Source organism: Chryseobacterium camelliae (assembly GCF_030818575.1).
Taxonomy (GTDB): Bacteria; Bacteroidota; Bacteroidia; order Flavobacteriales; family Weeksellaceae; genus Chryseobacterium; species Chryseobacterium camelliae_A.
The window spans coordinates 3,349,854-3,367,244 of the sequence record NZ_JAUTAL010000001.1 but is presented as its reverse complement, the minus strand read 5'-3'; the positions used below and the strand labels follow the sequence as shown (position 1 = coordinate 3,367,244).

Here is a 17,391-nt window from a genome sequence, read left to right as displayed (position 1 = left end):
ATTGAAAGAAATAAACCCCCGTTGTATTTACAATGGGGGTTGTTATAAACTATAATATATTTCTTAATGGCAATTCGTGCCACTATGATTATGCGTACTATGGTCTCCAGGCAGATGACAATCCCCCTGATTATCCTTTGAAACCGTCATGGCTTCAGCCCGGGGAGAAATGTACGGAATTCCCAGTTCCAGGCCTCGTACAATAAATAACCCACCCAGTATAATCATCACGATGGGAACCGCTTTCAGGACTTTAATCCTGAATGCCTGATTCATCAGGTTTCCGACCAGAACTACCGCGAACATGAACGGAAGTGTTCCCAATCCGAATAAGGCCATATAAACGGCTCCCTGCCATATCCCGCCACTGGCAAGGCTTGCAGTGAGTGCCATGTAGACCATTCCGCAAGGAAGGAACCCATTCAGGATACCGGTTGTAAATCTGGAACGGTAGTCTGCTTTTTGAAGCAGTCTTCCGAGATTCGATTTTACAGAGAATAAAAATTTTGAAAAGAATGGGATCCTTGAGGCAAAATCCTTTCCTCCAAAAGAAAAGACAGCCATGACAATCAGCAGGATGCCCACAGCAATGGTCAGATACTGCTGTATGCCTGCCATTTCAAATCCTTCACCGATGATTCCCAGGACAGCACCCAGCAGAGCATACGTAAAAATACGACCGAACTGATAGGTGAGGTTCTGCAGGTAGAAATTGGTGGCCTGTTTCTTCGTTAAGCCCATCGACAGTGCAATGGGTCCGCACATTCCCACACAGTGGAAACCTGAAGCGAATCCCAATCCAATGGCCGATACTATAAGTGCTATTTCCATATCACATCAAAGTCCATCCGGTAGTCTGTCTTATCTTTAGTCCACATCAGTCTCAGGGTGTAATTCCCCGGTTTCAGTACCTGCGCCGGGATTGTAAAGGACTGTGACGGATTCAGCTGTACAGATTTCTTTACATCCAGGTTCTGGTCATCTGTTCTGTTCAAAACAAATTTAACGGAGGTATTGGAATTATTGTAATCTTTTGGGAAAGATATGGTAATACCGCCTGCGTTCTGTGTATACTGTGGTTTTTCCTCCAGTTGATCCGCTCTCTTCTTGGCATCAATCACATCCTGGTATTTCAACTCTTCCTCGTAATAGTTATCTGTTACCATTTCGGAATTTTTCTGGCCGTTAGGGAACAGGAACATCATGGAAAGTATAAAGATTATAAAGGCTGCCAGTGCGATTACCACACCGTGGCCCCAACTAAAATTTTTCATTTCTAAAACTTAAAATTGCAATTTAAAAGGTCCTTCAAAATACGTCTGGTAAGAGTCGATCAGCTTACCTTTCATATCATAGACACCGATGGTAATATTCTGTTTGGACAGCTTCATTTCGCTTTCCGGAAAGCTGATATTAATGGTTCCTTTGGATATTTTATCCCGGTCCACCTGTATTTTGCTTGAGGCACTGTACGTGATTTCACCATGTGCAGGTTCAATGACCTTTACCGTTACTATTTTTTTGTCATTCGTCTTATTGAGGAATGTATAGTTATAGGTATTGGTAATTTTACCGTCCCTTACAAAAAAGGTGCTTCCTGCAGGCTTGATGAACTTGGCTTCCATTTCTCCCCTGTTATACAGCAGGTATCCCAGGAATCCCATCAGGAAGATGAGAATAATGGTAAAGCCTTTCATCCTGCCGGTAAATTGGAAGGAGGTCTTATTTTCAATTTCATTTTCCGAAGCGTAGCGGATCAGGCCTTTCGGTAATCCTACTTTTTCCATGACTTCATCACAGGCATCAATACAGGCGGTACAGTTCACGCATTCCAGCTGCTGTCCGTCCCTGATATCAATCCCGGTAGGACAAACCACCACACACTGATGACAGTCGATACAGTCTCCTTTCCCGGCAGCTTTCCTGTCTTCTCCTTTCCTCCATTTCGCCCTGTTTTCTCCACGGTTGAAATCATAGAACACATTGATGGTATCTTTGTCGATCAGCACACCCTGCAGTCTTCCGTAAGGGCATACCAGCGTACACACCTGCTCCCTGAACCATGCGAAGACAAAATAAAATGCTGCTGAGAATAGGACCATCACAATAAAATTGGTCGGATGGGCAAAAGGCCCTTCGGAAACAATTCTGAACACTTCACGGTAGCCCACAATATACATGAACATGAAATGCGTTATGATGAGTGAAATGATCACATAAATGCTCCATTTAAGGCTGCGCTTCCAGATCTTTTCGCCGTTCCATTCCTGCCTGTCAAGTTTCATCTGCTTGTTTCTGTCCCCTTCAATCACATATTCTATTTTCCGGAAAATAAATTCCAGAAAAATTGTCTGAGGGCATATCCACCCGCAGAAAATTCTCCCGAAAGCAATCGTAAATACAATGATGAATATCAGGGATGCAATAGCACCTAACGTAAGGATGAAAAAGTCCTGTGGATAGAAAGGCTGTCCGAAAATATAAAATTCACGGTCTATGACATCAAATAACAGAAACGGGTTTCCGTTGATACTGATGAACGGGGTAGCAAAATAGACCGCTAATAATACATAGCTTACGATATTTCTATAGTTGGTAAATTTACCTTTCGGTTTCCGCGGAAAGACCCATTTCCTCTTTCCGGATTGTTCCATAGTTCCTATAGAATCCCTATATGTCTCAGGGTCCAGAACCTGGCCCTGTCCGCCGCGTACTTCTACTTCTTCTATGTTTGACATGTTTTTATACTCTATTTAAAAATGAAAAAACATAATTTGTTACTATTTTTTCTTCTAATAACAAATTATGTTTTCTTCATAGGTTTCTAATTTAAATTTAAATTATTCTTTCTCCCAATGTGCTTCTGTTCCCTGAGGAGCGGCTCCGCCCTGAGCAGGGGTAATTGGAGGCTGTTCCTGGTTGATATGGTATACATAAGCAGCAATCTTTTCAATTTCTGCTCCGGAAACCTCTCCGTTTTTACCGAATGGTCTCATCGCAGGGTTATTTGGTGAACCATTCCAGTCCATATGGAAAACGTTTTTAAATAAAGTTTTCTCAGGCTGGTTGATCCAGTAGTTATCCGTAAGGTTAGGTCCAATTCCTCCTCTTCCGTCTTCACCGTGGCATGATGCACAGTTTGTTTTAAAAAGCTCTTTTCCGTCTGCGATATTATCAGCTGAATATTTAGCTGTTTCAATAGTTACAGGAGGCTGGTTCTTTTCATATTCTGCGATGCTTGCAATCTGCTCTTTATATTCAATTTCGTACTCACTGATAGGATGGGCGAAATCTGTGAAAGAGTAAGCTGCTACATACAGAATACAAAAAGCAGTCCCAAAGTAGAATAAACCTACCCACCATTTCGGAAGCTGATTGTCCAGCTCCATAATTCCGTCGAAACCATGGTCGATAAGGATATCCTTTTCTTCAGATGCTGTTTGCTTTTTAAAGGCAGCATCATAAAGCCTTTTGAAATAAGGGATTCTTTTTTCTGCCAGGTAAGCGGCTTTTTCTTCCTGTGATAACCTTTTGAATTTATTATTTTCAATCAAATCGCCGATGGCACTGTGGATAAAGGCTAAAATACCTGCAATAACCACTGTCCCCCAGAAATATGGTGAACCTAAAAACGTGTAGCTCTGTACAAACAGATAATAAAAAACGATTAAAAGTCCGATTATTATTAAAATGTTTACGAAAACCGGTGTCCTTTGTTTCATAATGGTTGTTTAATTTTTAGAATTCAATTCATCTTCATCATCCTGCAGAGGGGCCTCTTCTTCTTCGCGGTAATATTTTTTTGGCCTGCTGAATACATAGATGACCAGCGCTACGAAGAACAGCATAAAGAAAATCAGAGCCAGCGTCTGGTAAAAACCAGCATTGTCTGTATTGGATAATATATCTTTAAAGTTCTGAGGAATCATGCTTGAACCTTTTAATGTTAATTATTACTTGCTGTTTTTATTTCGGTTGTCTTAATATCCGTTCCTAATCTCTGAAGGTAAGCGATCAATGCTACGATCTCTTTTTTCTCCAGTTCGCCCTGAGGTCTCTTCGCATAAGCCTGTTTAAGGTCATTTGCTTCAGAGAAAATATCTCTTACGATTTTAGCAGACTGGTTATTGGCCCATTGGTTAGCCGTATCGATCTCAGCTTTGGTGTACGGAACATCGAAAACATTTTTCATCAGTACCATTTTGTCCACCATTTTAGATCTGTCCAGGTTGTTGGCTATTAACCAAGGGAAACGCGGCATAATAGAACCTGCAGAAGTTGATCTCGGGTTATACATATGTTTGTAATGCCATGAACTTGGGTTTTTACCACCTTCTCTCTGTAAATCCGGTCCGGTTCTCTTAGATCCCCATAAGAATGGTCTGTCATATACGAATTCCCCGGCTTTTGAATACTGTCCGTTTTTACCGTTGAACCTCACGATCTCATCTCTGAATGGTCTTACCATCTGGGAGTGACAGGAGTTACACGCTTCACGGATGTAAATATCTCTACCTTCAAGCTCCAGCGGTGAATAAGGTTTCACGGCTGAGATAGTCGGTACGCTTTTCTTTAAGGATAGGGTAGGGATAATTTCTACCATACTTCCTATAGATATCGTTAATAGGGAAAGGATTCCCATGATAGCCGGAGTTCTCTCCAGCCAAAGGTGAGTTCCTTCTCCTTCTTTACGCTTCCCGCTGATGTTAGCCAAAGCAGGTGCTTCTGCTGGAACTTCTTTCTGGAATGATCCTTTTCTTGCAGTGGCTATCAGGTTGATCACCATTAAGATTCCTCCTGAGAAATACAGGAATCCTCCTACGAATCTCATTTTAAAGTAAGGGATGATCGCCGTAACCGTATCTAACCAGTTTTTCCAAACCAGGGTTCCATCCGGGTTAAACTGCTTCCACATCAGTCCTTGTGTAAATCCGGAGATGTACATTGGTACCGCATAGAAAATAATCCCTAATGTTCCTAACCAGAAATGCCAGTTAGCCATTTTTACTGAATATAATTTCGTTCTCCACAGGATCGGGATCAGATAATAGATTACCCCGAATGCCATGAAACCGTTCCAGCCTAATGCTCCTAAGTGAACGTGACCAATAACCCAGTCGGTAAAGTGACCGATTTTGTTAATGTTTTTGGTTGCTAAAAGTGGACCTTCAAAAGTCGCCATACCGTAGCATGTTACCGCTACTACAAAGAATTTAAGAATTGGATTTTCCCTTACTTTATCCCACGCTCCCCTTAAGGTAAGAAGACCGTTCAGCATTCCTCCCCAAGACGGTGCGATCAGCATGATGGAGAATCCTGTACCCACTGCCTGAGCCCATGCCGGGAGCGCAGTGTATTGAAGGTGGTGAGGTCCGGCCCAGATATATACGAAGATCAGTGACCAGAAGTGGATGATCGACAGTTTATAGGAGAATACCGGTCTGTCAGCTGCTTTAGGAAGGAAGTAATACATCAGACCCAAAACAGGTGTAGTAAGGATGAAAGCAACCGCATTATGCCCATACCACCACTGTACGATGGCATCTTTTACCCCCGCATAAGCAGAATAAGATTTCCATCCGGTGAAAGACAACGGAACTTCCAGGTTATTGAATATATGAAGCATCACCACAGCAATCCACGTTCCGATATAGAACCAGATGGCCACATAGATGTGTCGTACTCTTCTTCTGGCAATTGTCATGAACATGTTGATACCGAACACAATCCATGAGAAAGCAATTAAAATATCAATCGGCCATTCGTGCTCTGCATATTCTTTTGAGGTGTTGATCCCCATAAAGAACGTAATATAAGCCGCAATGATCATGATCTGCCAGGACCAGAAATGGATCCATGACAAAGTATCGCTGTACATTCTTGTCTTAAGCAGCCTTTGCAGCGAGTAATATACTCCCACAAATACACTGTTACAAACGAAGGCGAAAATTACAGTCGTGGTGTGTAGCATCCTGATTCTCCCGAATCCGAATGCTCCCTGTGTATTAATCAGTCCCTGAATATTACCGGAAGCCAGACTTCTGATGGTCGTATCGTCCGTTCCGAATAAAAATTCCGGAAGCTCCGGGTAGAAAAGCATCAGCGCTGCCGTCAGCCCGAATAAGAATCCTATGATCCCGAAAGTCACGGTCGCATACAAAAACGCCCGGACAATACTGTTATCATAACTAAACTTTTGTGTTTCCATATCAACTATTCACTTTTATCTTCAATTTTACTTTTTTCTTGCGTTTCATCATTATGATTCTCATCATCATTCTCTTTTTCTTCCTTAATTTCATCAGAATCAAAGAGAATCCTTACAGCCGGTGATTCGTCATCTTCAAACTGTCCTTTTCTGGCGTTAATAATGAAAACGACCAGGAAAACTGCAGCCAAGGAAACACTGCATAGGATCATTAAATATAGAATATCCATTTGGATAACAAAATTAACCTATTTTCGGGTTTCAAATTTAATGAAAAATAATGATATTCATCACGAAATAGCGCGTTTGGCTAATTTAAAATCAGTCTAAATAACGGGGTTTTAAGCGTTTTTCCTGAAATATTTCCTCCCCAGTATCCAGGTAGAAAGCGTGGTAAAGGTGACCACTGTAATGGAGCTGATCGGCATGATGATAGCAGCGAATAGAGGGTGCATATGGCCTGTAACAGCGTAACTTAATCCGACAATATTGTAAAGAAAACTAATTATGAATGTCATTTTAACAATGGTGATCGAACCTTTGCATACATTGAGGTAGTGGTCCAGATTCACCACCTGGTCTCCGTTCATAATGACATCCGAGGATGGGGTGAATGTATTGGTATCATCGGAAATGGCAATTCCCACATTGCTTTGCTTAAGAGCTCCGGCGTCATTCAGTCCGTCGCCCAGCATGGCAACCCTCAGGCTCCTGTTCTGAAGCTCCTGTATGTAATTCAGTTTATCTTCAGGGTTTTGGTTGAAGGCCATGCCTTCACATTTCGGAATAAGCTCTTTGAGTTGGTTTTCCTCCGAAGCATTATCTCCGCTAAGAATGAATATTTTGTATGCCATAAGCCTGCTGAAAAGAGACTTAAGGTTTTTGCGGTATTCATTTTTAAAGATGAATTTACCGATATACTCATTATTTTTACTGATGTAAACGGCTGTTTCCAGATTCTTTGATTCCTGACCGTTGTATTTTGCAGAACCGATCTTGTAAACATTGCCGCGAACCTTTGCTTCATATCCTTTTCCTGAGAGTTCCGCAAAGCTTTCTACAGGGAAATACTCATCGCTGATTTCTATAAATTCATAGAGGGATTTAGATAGCGGATGATTTGAATTTTTAAGCAGTGTTTTGATGTTCAGCAGGTCGAACTCGCTGATTTCAGAACCTTCGTATTTGATATTCGACTTCTTGCGCTGGGTAATTGTCCCCGTTTTATCAAAAACTATCGTATCCAGTTTCGCGATCTTTTCAATCGTTAAAGTGTCTTTGACATAAAATTTATTCCTGCCCAGTATTCTCATGATATGCCCGAACGTAAACGGCGCCGATAAGGCTAGTGCACATGGGCAGGCGATAATCAGGATGGCAGAAATCACCTGGAACATTTTTTCCAGATCAATGAATGACCAGTAAATTCCTGAAATGATGGCAATGCCTAAAATAATGAAAGTGAAGTATTTACTGATGTTGTTGGTGAGTGTGTCAAGTCCTGTTTCATGTTTTTTAAAAGCCTCCTTATTCCAGAGTTGCGTCAGGTAACTCTGGTCTACATTTTTAATCACTTCCAGCTCAAGCGAAGACCCGATCTGCTTTCCGCCGGCAAAAATTTTGTCCCCCGGCTGTTTGCTGATGCTCACACTTTCTCCGGTTATGAAGCTGTTGTCGATGTTTCCCTCTCCGCTGATCAGGATGGCGTCTACAGGGATGATTTCCTGGTTACGGACCAGAATCCTGTCACCGACTTTAATTTCAGAAAGCAGGATATTGTCCTGTTTTCCGTTGAAGTCTACCTTCGTAACTGCAATAGGATAGAAGGATTTATAATCCCTGTCATACGAAAGTGCGTTGTAGGTCCTTTTCTGAAAGATTTTTCCCATCAGCATAAAGAACAGAAGCCCGCATAAGGTATCAAAATAACCCGGACCGTAATCTGTAGCGATTTCATACACGCTTCTTCCGAAAAGAACCAGGATACCCAGAACGATCGGAACGTCGATATTGACAATTTTATTTTTAAGTCCGTACCAGGCGGATTTGTAATAATCTGAAGCAGAATAAAATACGACCGGACACGCCAGTAAGAACATCAGGGTCCTGAAAAGACCTTTGTAATGGTCCATCCAGTAATCTTCTCCGCCGATGTATTCGGGAAATGCCAGGAACATCCCGTTTCCGAACGCAAAACCGGCAATGGCAAACTTTACAAGAAGCGATTTGTCAAGATGGTCGACGTTTTTGTCGGCTGTTTCAAGGCTGATAGCCGGTTTATACCCTAGGTTGGTGAGGAAGCTGGCTAATTCGCTTAATTTTAATTCCTTATGATTGAAGGAGATCTGCAGGGTTTTCCTGGTGAAATTGACCTGTGAATACTTAATATTCTTGTTAAGGGTATGGAGGCTTTCCAGGAGCCAGATACAGGAAGAACAGTGGATTACCGGAATCTTGAACGTCACAAGGCTGGTATCACCTTCTGAAAAATCGGTTATTTTTTCAAAAATTTCCGGGGTATCCAGATAGTCAAACTGAGACGTATTTTCAATCACCCGGGCGGATACCCGCTCTTTTATTAAGTTCGTAAAAATTAGTAAGATTATTCGTGTTCAGAATTTCATAGACCGATTTACAACCGTTGCAGCAGAAAGTCTTTTCATCGAATAAAATTCTTTCTTTTTCTATCCCTTGACCACAATGAAAACAGTTCTCGCTCACCTCCATAAAATATTGAGATACAAAATTATAACAAATTTTTTTGTTTATCGAATCAAAATGTTCTATTTTTGTGATAAATGTCATATAAAATGTCGCAGGAACAACAGATTGCTATTGAAGATAGGTTCGCCAGAGTTTTTAATGATAAATCATTTAAGGAAAGACTTTCCAGTGCAGATTTCGATAAATATATCAAAGCCAAGAAGAAACTCAGCTTTCAGAAACACGATACGATTTTTGAAGATGGAGAAACTCCGAAAGGGGTTTATTTTTTGGAAAAAGGAGCTGCTAAATTATCCAAATCCGGAGCATTCGGAAAAGACCAGATTCTCAGGTTTATCAAGGAAGGAGATATTATAGGCTATCGTTCTTTACTTTGCGGGGAAAATTTCCAGGCGAAGGCTGAGGCGATGACTGAAATTGAATGTACTTTCCTTCCTTCAGATATTTTCATGCACCTTTTGGAAGTGGACCCTCAGCTGTCTTTCGTAATGCTTCAGAAAATTTCTTATGAACTTGGAGAATCCTCCAATACCATTACTTTCCTGGCTCAGAAAACCGTACGGGAGAGACTTGCGGAAATTCTAATCCTGCTTGAGCAGAAACTGGGCGTTGATCCTGAAGGGTTTATAAAAATCTCTCTTACACGCGAGGAAATCGCCAATATCATCGGTACTGCTACAGAAAGTGCCATCCGCCTGATCTCCGAATTCAAACAGGATAGCCTGATTGAAGTGGACGGGCGAAACATCAAGATTCTCAACCACGACAAACTCATGAAACTCGGTCACGTAGTTTTATAATCCATACACATACAGGTCGGCGAAAGCCGACTTTTTAACTTTTAATATAGATCTATTATGTCTGTTCATTCTGAAATTAAGAAAGTTACGACGGAAACCTTACGGAAAATGAAATTCGATAAGGAAAAAATAACCATGCTCACTGCCTATGACTTCACCACGGCAAAAATGGTGGATGCAGGAGGAATTGATGCAGTTCTGATCGGAGATTCCGCAGCCAATGTAATGGCCGGTTTTGAAACCACCTTGCCTATCACGCTGGACCAGATGATTTATCATGCCCAGAGTGTGGTAAGAGGTACAGACCGTGCGCTGGTTGTGGCTGACCTTCCGTTCGGGACTTATCAGAGTAATCCTGAAAAAGCACTGGAATCTGCCGTAAGGATGATGAAGGAAGGCGGTGCCCACGCCGTAAAAATTGAAGGGGGGAAGGAAATTTCAAAATCCATCAAAAAAATCATCAATGCAGGCATTCCTGTTATGGGACACCTGGGGTTGACCCCTCAGTCCATTTATAAATTCGGGACCTATAAAGTACGGGCAAAGGAGGATGCGGAAGCAGAGAAGCTCATCAGCGATGCGAAACTTCTGGAAGAGCTGGGGTGCTTTTCAGTGGTTCTGGAAAAAATCCCTGCAGACCTGGCCAAAAAAGTATCAGAAAGTATTTCCATTCCTACGATCGGGATTGGTGCCGGGCCTCACTGTGACGGTCAGGTCCTGGTTTATCATGATATGGTAGGGATGAATAAAGGATTCAGTCCTAAATTCCTGCGTAGGTACCTTGATCTTTATACAGAGATCACCGGTGCCGTAGCTCAGTATGTGAAAGACGTTAAAAGCGTTGATTTCCCTAATGAAAATGAAAGTTATTAATGAAGAACATTGCATTGGCCCAGGGAATTATTTCCATTATTGCCGTTCTGTGTCTTGCCGCAGGATGGTTCCGCCTGTTTCCTCAGGATATTAATACATTCCTGTCTGCCAGGATGTTCTATATATTCATTGCCGTTAGCTTCGTTTTGCAGGCAAAGATTCTTTTTGACAGGAAATTTATTTATGCGATGTATGCTGCTGCTGCCCTGTGCTTTATCGGCGCTTTGCTTCCGCTGGAATCCAGGCTGTCCGGAATGAAGACATTGGGGTTGCTGATCGGTGTTATTATCTCACTGTCTAACAGGTCAAATTTCCGCCGGTAAGATATGGAAGAACAAATTGTATATGAGGACAACCACCTTCTTGTAATCAATAAAAAAGTGGGTCAGTTGGTTCAGGGTGACAAGACAGGTGATGAATCCCTGCTGGAATCCATCAAGAATCACATCAAAAAAAGAGATGGGAAACCGGGGAATGTTTTCCTGGGGCTGGTCCACCGTATCGACCGTCCTACGTCCGGACTGGTTATTTATGCTAAAACATCGAAGGCTTTGTCCAGATTAACGCAGATGGTTAAGAACAGGGAGATTAAAAAGACCTACTGGGCAGTAGTGCCTAAAGAACCTCTTCCTCAAAGCCAACGGCTGGTCCATTATCTTAAAAAGAATGAAAAGAATAATAAGGCCATTATCTTCCCAAAACCAACAGAAGGAGCTAAAGAAGCTATTCTCACCTATCATATCATAAAATCACTGGATCATTATATGCTTCTGGAGATCGATCTGGAAACAGGAAGGCATCATCAGATCCGTGCACAATTATCCAAAACGGGAATTCCTATAAAAGGAGATCTTAAATACGGTTCGCCGCGCTCCAATGCTGACGGCGGTATCCATCTCCATGCCAGAAAGCTGGAGTTCATTCATCCGGTAACCAAGGAACGTATTGAGATTACAGCTCCGGTTCCCACTCAGGATGCGATATGGCAGGCTTGTGAAAACTAGCCTTGATCAGAGCCTTATTCAGAATATTTCAGGGACTGCCAGTATTGGGAGTCCCTTCTTTATGTCTTATCGTGTATTGATAATAAAAACCTGTAACAGATGTTGCTCCGGCTTTAAATTATCGGTTAAAAACTTTAGAAATCATAGCCTATTTTGAAGCTCAGGTTTGGAACGGCCTGAATGTCATATCCAGATTTTAATATTTTGCCGATACCCAGTCCTAACTGCAGTTCATAATTGAAATGATCCGCAAAATTCCTTCGTAGTCCCCAAGTCGGGACCAGAGAGATCATAGGATTTACCTTGATTCCGTCTACATTGGAAATAACAAAGAGGTCAGGGACAAACCCTATTTTGGCCGCCAGATAATTGGCTGCATTATAGGCTGTATTTTTTGAATCCGCTTTCCTTTTGTCCAGATTATAATACCATTTAGGGGAAACCTTCAGTTCGGGAGCAATGGCAAAGCCTGTTTTACTGTACAGATCGCCACCCCATATGGAAGGAGAAAAATCTATATCGGTCCTCAGAACAAAATTTTCCTTTATACTGTATTCATTATAGACATTAACCCCGAAAAGACCTGCCTGTACCCCAAAAAATGATTTTTGTCCGGATGCGTTTTCCTGGGAGTACATCAGGGATGCCATTGGAATAAGCGCTGCTAAGAATTTTTTTTTCATGTTTATTACTTTTATTAAATTGAATCAGCTGCATTACTGCTTATTGCCTTTGATGGCAGGCTCCGTATTGTATGGAGTCAACAAGTAATAGCCGTTTGGGCAAAAGTAATATTAATTTATGAAGTAGGAAATTATTTCTTATCAATGTAAGAAATAGTATTGATTTTTTCCATGTTTATTTTCAATAATGCATTGTCTGTTGTGAAAAAATAATTAACTTCGCTTCCAACTTTAGGGGTGTCTGTACCAACAGACTGAGATTTTACCCTTTGAACCTGATCTGGATCATACCAGCGTAGGGAAAAGTAGATGACTTTTGCTGTGCATTCTATTGTACAATAACAGCCATTCCTAAAGTGTATTTAAAATTTAGGAATGGAACTCATAATCAATCACGTTACCAAAACATTCGATATCCTCCCGGAAAACCTGGAGGCATTGCTGCATGCTGAAATGCCGGGAAAACGGAAAGGGATTGCTATAGCGCTCAACAACCGTATTATTCCCCAGGCCTTTTGGAAGGAAACACTACTTGTAGAAAAAGATTCAATACTAATCATCACTGCCACCCAAGGCGGTTAATACCTTATAAAATCAATATTATGGATCATACCATCACACGTTCACCGTTTCCGAATTCCAAAAAAATCTATGTGGAAGGGGAAATCTATCCTATCCAGGTAGCCATGCGCGAGATAGAATTAAGCTCCACCAGGCTCAGCAATGGAAACCTGGAGCATAACCCACCGGTTACAGTATACGACACATCGGGGCCTTACACTGATGAAAATGCAGATATAGACATTATGAAAGGCCTTCCGAGAATTCGGGAACAATGGATCCTGGGGCGGAATGATGTCGATATATTGGACAGCATTACGTCAGAATATGGCAAGGCAAGGCTTGCAGATCCCAATCTTGATGCCTTGCGCTTTTCATATAATCATCAGCCTAAAGTGGCCCGGGAAGGAAAAGAAGTGACCCAATTGTATTACGCAAGGCAGGGAATCATTACAGCCGAAATGGAATATGTAGCCATCCGGGAAAACCAGCGCATTCAGCAGCTGGAAACCGTTACTCCGGAGATGGCTTTTCAGCATGAAGGAAACAGCTTCGGAGCGAATACCCCTAAAAAAATTACTCCTGAATTCGTGAGGGACGAAATTGCGGCCGGAAGAGCCATTATTCCGAATAACATCAACCATCCGGAAAGCGAACCGATGATTATCGGAAGGAATTTCCTGGTCAAGATCAATGCCAATATCGGGAACAGTGCCGTTTCCTCCAGCATAGAAGAAGAGGTAGAAAAAGCAGTATGGGCATGCCGCTGGGGAGCCGACACCATCATGGACTTGTCTACAGGAAAAAACATCCATGAAACCAGGGAATGGATCATCAGGAACAGCCCGGTTCCCATTGGTACCGTTCCTATTTATCAGGCACTGGAAAAAGTAAAAGGCGTTGCAGAAAATCTTACCTGGGAAATATTCAGGGATACTCTTATTGAACAGGCAGAGCAGGGTGTATCGTACTTCACGATCCATGCTGGTGTACTGCTGAGGTATATCCACCTTACTGCAAAGCGCATTACCGGAATTGTTTCCAGAGGAGGATCCATCATGGCCAAATGGTGCCTGTTCCATCATAAGGAAAACTTTCTGTATACTCATTTTGAAGAAATCTGTGAAATCATGAAGAGATATGATGTCGCTTTTTCTCTTGGAGACGGCCTGCGTCCGGGATCAATTGCCGATGCCAATGATGCAGCCCAGTTTGCTGAGCTGGAAACCTTAGGGGAACTGACAAAAATTGCCTGGAAGCATAATGTACAGGTCATGATTGAAGGGCCTGGGCATGTCCCGATGCATATGATCAAGGAAAATATGGATAAGCAGCTGAAAGAATGCCATGAAGCTCCTTTTTATACTTTAGGGCCTTTAACAACGGATATTGCTCCGGGATATGACCATATTACTTCGGGAATAGGGGCTGCGATGATCGGCTGGTTCGGATGTGCCATGCTGTGTTATGTAACTCCCAAAGAACATCTGGGCCTTCCGAATAAAAAAGATGTAAAAGACGGTGTCATTACCTATAAATTGGCAGCACATGCTGCGGACCTGGCGAAAGGTCATCCCGGTGCACAGTATAGGGATAATGCCTTAAGCAAAGCCAGGTTCGAGTTCAGATGGGAAGACCAGTTCAACCTGTCACTGGATCCGGAAACAGCCAGGTCGTACCATGATGAAACGCTTCCGGCAGAAGGAGCGAAGATCGCTCATTTCTGTTCCATGTGCGGGCCGAAATTCTGCTCTATGAAAATTACACAGGAAATCCGTGAATCTGCGGAACAGGGAATGATGGATAAGTCTATGGAATTTATTGAAAAAGGGAAAGAGATTTACTTATGATCCTGGTTATCACACCTGAAAATCAGGTTCAGAATGAGATATTGGTGATCAATCAGTTGTTTAGGGAAAAGCTTGATCTTCTGCATGTCAGGAAGCCCGGAATGAACGTGGAGGCCATGCGTAAGTATATTAGCCAGATCAATCCTGATTACCACAGTCAGATAGTCCTGCACAGCCATTACAGCCTGGCAGAAGAATTTGGTATTTACAGGCTTCATTTCAGAGAGGCAGACCGGAACAATGTTCCGGATCATTTTTTTGATGAATACGTATTATCCACTTCCGTGCACACGATAGATTGTTTTAATGAACTGGCTGCCCGATGGGAATATGCTTTTATAAGTCCCGTTTTTCCCAGCATCTCCAAAAAAGGCTATGGAACCGATTCGGAAATACTGGAAAGCATTCAGTACAGGAAGAATGACCGTTCAGGCCTTATCGCTCTGGGAGGTATCAGTCAGCATAATATCGATGCTGTTTTTACAGAAGATGTTGATGGAGCTGCCTTATTGGGAGCAGTCTGGCAGAGTGAAGAACCAATACAAGTATATACAGCATGCAGACAACGCGCCCTTTCGTTATGACCATTGCCGGATACGATCCGAGTGGGGGAGCAGGAGTACTTGCTGACATCAAAACTATGGAGCAGCTGAAAACAGCAGGACTTGCCGTATGTACTGCCATGACGGTACAAACGGAATCTGAATGCCTGAGTCTTGATTGGCAACCGGTGGAGTCCATAACAGAAACAGTACAGCTTCTGTTGAAAAAATACCCTGTTCAGGCAATAAAGATTGGTGTCGTGAAAGATGCAGCTATGCTGGGCGAAATCCTGGAGGTTATCAGCGGAAATAATACAGGAATCAAAATCGTTTGGGATCCTGTCCTTAAAAGCACGTCGGAATTTGCCTTCTTTGATCTTGATACGCTTCAGCAGCTGGATAAAGTTCTGGATAAAATCAGTCTTATCACGCCTAACTGGGATGAATATCAGATGCTGGACAAAAATAATCTTTTTGAGAAAAGCGTATGTTCAGTCCTGATGAAAGGCGGACACCGGAAAGACCGTTTAGGAACTGACATATTATGGAATAACGGGGTTGAAATCCCCATACTGCCTTCAGAGGAAAGCAGGGAGTATACTGCCAAGCATGGTTCAGGGTGTGTGCTCTCGTCAGCCATTGCCGGTTGGCTGGCCAGGGGAGAAGATACAGAAACCGCGTGCAGGAAAGCGAAATTATATGTTGAACACTATTTAAAAAGTAATCCTTCTTTATTAGGATATCATTCATAAAACATGGAAAAATTACAGTATATATCACAGGGAGTGACGAGATCGGAGCAGGAGAATAATATAAGAACTGCGCTGGATCATGGAGTCCGCTGGGTCCAGGTCCGCTGGAAAAATGCTTCTCCGGGAGAACTGATGAGGCTGTGTGAAGATGCTAAGCGGCTATGCTGCGATTACGGATCTGTATGCATCATCAATGATCACGTACAGATAGCCAGGCAGATAGATGCTGACGGGGTTCACTTAGGGCTGGAAGACCAGTCAGTAGAATCGGCAAGGCATATTCTGGGATCCGGTAAAATCATTGGCGGGACTGCGAATACAGCGGCAGATGTTCTACAGAGAATAAAGGAAGGCTGTAACTACATTGGCCTGGGACCGCTGCGATTTACGGCTACCAAAGAAAAGCTGAGCCCGGTCTTAGGTTTTGGGGGCTATTTTGAAATCATACAGGAATTGCAGTCAGAGAAAATAGAGGTCCCGAAGATTTTTGCCATCGGAGGAATTACCCTTCATGATATTGAATTTTTAAAGCCGATCGGCATTTACGGAGTAGCTGTTTCGGGGCAGATTACCCATGATCCTACCTTAATTAACGAATTTAAAACCGCATTACAATGAATATCGAGACTTTAACCATAGCAGGGCGCACCTTTAATTCCAGGCTTTTTCTGGGAACCGGAAAGTTCGGAAGCCCGGAAATCATGACTCGATCCATCATCGCTTCAGAATCCCAGATGGTTACTATGGCGCTGAAACGGATTGATTCTGCTTCTACGGAAGAGGATGACCTGCTTACCGCATTGCAGCCTGCAAACATCCATTTGCTGCCCAATACTTCCGGAGCCCGTACCGCCAAAGAAGCTGTATTGGCAGCACAGCTGGCCAGGGAAGCATTGGAAACCAACTGGGTGAAACTTGAAATCCACCCCGATCCGAAATATTTGTTGCCTGATCCTATTGAAACTCTTTATGCAACTGAGGAGCTGGCCAAACTGGGTTTTGTGGTGATGCCTTATATCCACGCTGATCCTGTATTGTGCAAACGGCTGGAAGAGGCAGGAACAGCCGTAGTGATGCCTTTGGGCGCACCTATTGGAACGAATAAAGGACTGCGCACCCTGGATTTCCTGGAAATTATCATCAGCCAGAGCCGTGTTCCGGTAGTGGTAGATGCAGGTATCGGAGCGCCTTCAGATGCAGCCAAGGCTATGGAAATGGGCGCCGATGCCGTATTGGTGAATACCGCCATTGCCGTAGCGGCAGATCCTGTTCAGATGGCTGTGGCTTTTAAAGAAGGCGTTATTGCAGGGAGACGGGCGTTTGAATCCGGTTTAGGAGCTGTCTCCCACCATGCCGAAGCCTCAAGTCCGCTGACCTCTTTTTTATTTGAATGA

The 17,391-nt window shown here is 42.8% G+C and carries 18 protein-coding genes, 1 pseudogene and 1 riboswitch; of the genes and pseudogenes, 10 read left to right on the top strand and 9 right to left on the bottom strand.

The features are described 5' to 3' along the window. Positions 1-63: 63 nt before the first annotated feature. From QE404_RS15395 to QE404_RS15360, 8 genes and pseudogenes are all read right to left on the bottom strand, one after another. Positions 64-831, bottom strand: a complete 768-nt coding sequence (locus QE404_RS15395; RefSeq protein WP_307451936.1) for a sulfite exporter TauE/SafE family protein — start codon at positions 829-831, stop codon at positions 64-66. After that, positions 822-1,274: a FixH family protein gene (locus QE404_RS15390; protein ID WP_307451934.1), complete on the bottom strand. Its 453-nt coding sequence runs from the start codon at positions 1,272-1,274 to the stop codon at positions 822-824. Before QE404_RS15390 ends, QE404_RS15395 begins: the two co-directional genes overlap by 10 nt. A gap of 9 nt (positions 1,275-1,283) precedes the next feature. Then, the gene (ccoG, locus tag QE404_RS15385) at positions 1,284-2,738 is read right to left on the bottom strand and encodes a cytochrome c oxidase accessory protein CcoG (RefSeq protein ID WP_307453985.1); all 1,455 of its coding nucleotides are present in this window, start codon (positions 2,736-2,738) and stop codon (positions 1,284-1,286) included. 102 nt (positions 2,739-2,840) lie between these two features. Further along, positions 2,841-3,722: a cbb3-type cytochrome c oxidase N-terminal domain-containing protein gene (locus QE404_RS15380; protein WP_307451931.1), complete on the bottom strand. Its 882-nt coding sequence runs from the start codon at positions 3,720-3,722 to the stop codon at positions 2,841-2,843. Positions 3,723-3,731: 9 nt separating this feature from the next. Further along, positions 3,732-3,929 (bottom strand): cbb3-type cytochrome oxidase subunit 3, encoded by a 198-nt coding sequence (locus QE404_RS15375; protein ID WP_294206566.1) that lies wholly within the window; start codon positions 3,927-3,929, stop codon positions 3,732-3,734. 17 nt (positions 3,930-3,946) lie between these two features. Further along, positions 3,947-6,208, bottom strand: a complete 2,262-nt coding sequence (gene ccoN / locus QE404_RS15370; protein WP_307451929.1) for a cytochrome-c oxidase, cbb3-type subunit I — start codon at positions 6,206-6,208, stop codon at positions 3,947-3,949. Positions 6,209-6,213: 5 nt separating this feature from the next. After that, positions 6,214-6,438, bottom strand: a complete 225-nt coding sequence (gene ccoS, locus QE404_RS15365; RefSeq protein WP_307451927.1) for a cbb3-type cytochrome oxidase assembly protein CcoS — start codon at positions 6,436-6,438, stop codon at positions 6,214-6,216. 111 nt (positions 6,439-6,549) lie between these two features. Further along, positions 6,550-8,929: pseudogene (locus tag QE404_RS15360) on the bottom strand (heavy metal translocating P-type ATPase). Between the two features lie 89 nt (positions 8,930-9,018). Between QE404_RS15360 and QE404_RS15355 the strand changes: the two are divergent. Genes QE404_RS15355 through QE404_RS15340 form a run of 4 tightly spaced genes read left to right on the top strand, consistent with a single transcriptional unit; the run spans position 9,019 to position 11,609 of the window. Beyond that, entirely contained in the window at positions 9,019-9,732 is a 714-nt protein-coding gene (locus QE404_RS15355; protein ID WP_307451923.1) for a Crp/Fnr family transcriptional regulator, read from the top strand. A 57-nt stretch (positions 9,733-9,789) separates the two neighbouring features. Then, complete coding sequence (panB, locus tag QE404_RS15350; protein ID WP_307451921.1) at positions 9,790-10,605, top strand: 3-methyl-2-oxobutanoate hydroxymethyltransferase; 816 nt, start codon at positions 9,790-9,792, stop codon at positions 10,603-10,605. Beyond that, positions 10,605-10,928: a hypothetical protein gene (locus tag QE404_RS15345; protein WP_307451919.1), complete on the top strand. Its 324-nt coding sequence runs from the start codon at positions 10,605-10,607 to the stop codon at positions 10,926-10,928. The genes panB and QE404_RS15345 overlap by 1 nt, the downstream gene beginning before the upstream one ends. Before the next feature lie 3 nt (positions 10,929-10,931). Beyond that, positions 10,932-11,609: an RluA family pseudouridine synthase gene (locus tag QE404_RS15340; protein ID WP_307451917.1), complete on the top strand. Its 678-nt coding sequence runs from the start codon at positions 10,932-10,934 to the stop codon at positions 11,607-11,609. Positions 11,610-11,743: 134 nt separating this feature from the next. Here QE404_RS15340 and QE404_RS15335 read toward each other — a convergent pair whose 3' ends face one another. Continuing rightward, positions 11,744-12,292, bottom strand: a complete 549-nt coding sequence (locus tag QE404_RS15335; RefSeq protein WP_307451916.1) for a hypothetical protein — start codon at positions 12,290-12,292, stop codon at positions 11,744-11,746. A gap of 223 nt (positions 12,293-12,515) precedes the next feature. Further along, positions 12,516-12,611, top strand: a riboswitch (TPP riboswitch). Positions 12,612-12,667: 56 nt separating this feature from the next. Between QE404_RS15335 and thiS the strand changes: the two genes are divergently transcribed. The 6 genes from thiS to QE404_RS15305 are packed head-to-tail and all read left to right on the top strand — an operon-like array spanning position 12,668 to position 17,391. Continuing rightward, on the top strand, positions 12,668-12,874 hold the full coding sequence (gene thiS / locus QE404_RS15330; protein ID WP_307451914.1) for a sulfur carrier protein ThiS: 207 nt from the start codon (positions 12,668-12,670) through the stop codon (positions 12,872-12,874). A 20-nt stretch (positions 12,875-12,894) separates the two neighbouring features. Beyond that, positions 12,895-14,703, top strand: coding sequence for a phosphomethylpyrimidine synthase ThiC (gene thiC / locus QE404_RS15325; protein ID WP_307451912.1), 1,809 nt, complete (start codon positions 12,895-12,897; stop codon positions 14,701-14,703). Beyond that, positions 14,700-15,287, top strand: coding sequence for a thiamine phosphate synthase (locus QE404_RS15320; RefSeq protein WP_307451910.1), 588 nt, complete (start codon positions 14,700-14,702; stop codon positions 15,285-15,287). The genes thiC and QE404_RS15320 overlap by 4 nt, the downstream gene beginning before the upstream one ends. Further along, positions 15,260-15,997: a hydroxymethylpyrimidine/phosphomethylpyrimidine kinase gene (locus QE404_RS15315; protein ID WP_307451908.1), complete on the top strand. Its 738-nt coding sequence runs from the start codon at positions 15,260-15,262 to the stop codon at positions 15,995-15,997. Before QE404_RS15320 ends, QE404_RS15315 begins: the two co-directional genes overlap by 28 nt. A 3-nt stretch (positions 15,998-16,000) precedes the next feature. After that, positions 16,001-16,615, top strand: a complete 615-nt coding sequence (locus QE404_RS15310) for a thiamine phosphate synthase (protein WP_307451906.1) — start codon at positions 16,001-16,003, stop codon at positions 16,613-16,615. Then, positions 16,612-17,391, top strand: a complete 780-nt coding sequence (locus QE404_RS15305; protein WP_307451904.1) for a thiazole synthase — start codon at positions 16,612-16,614, stop codon at positions 17,389-17,391. Before QE404_RS15310 ends, QE404_RS15305 begins: the two co-directional genes overlap by 4 nt.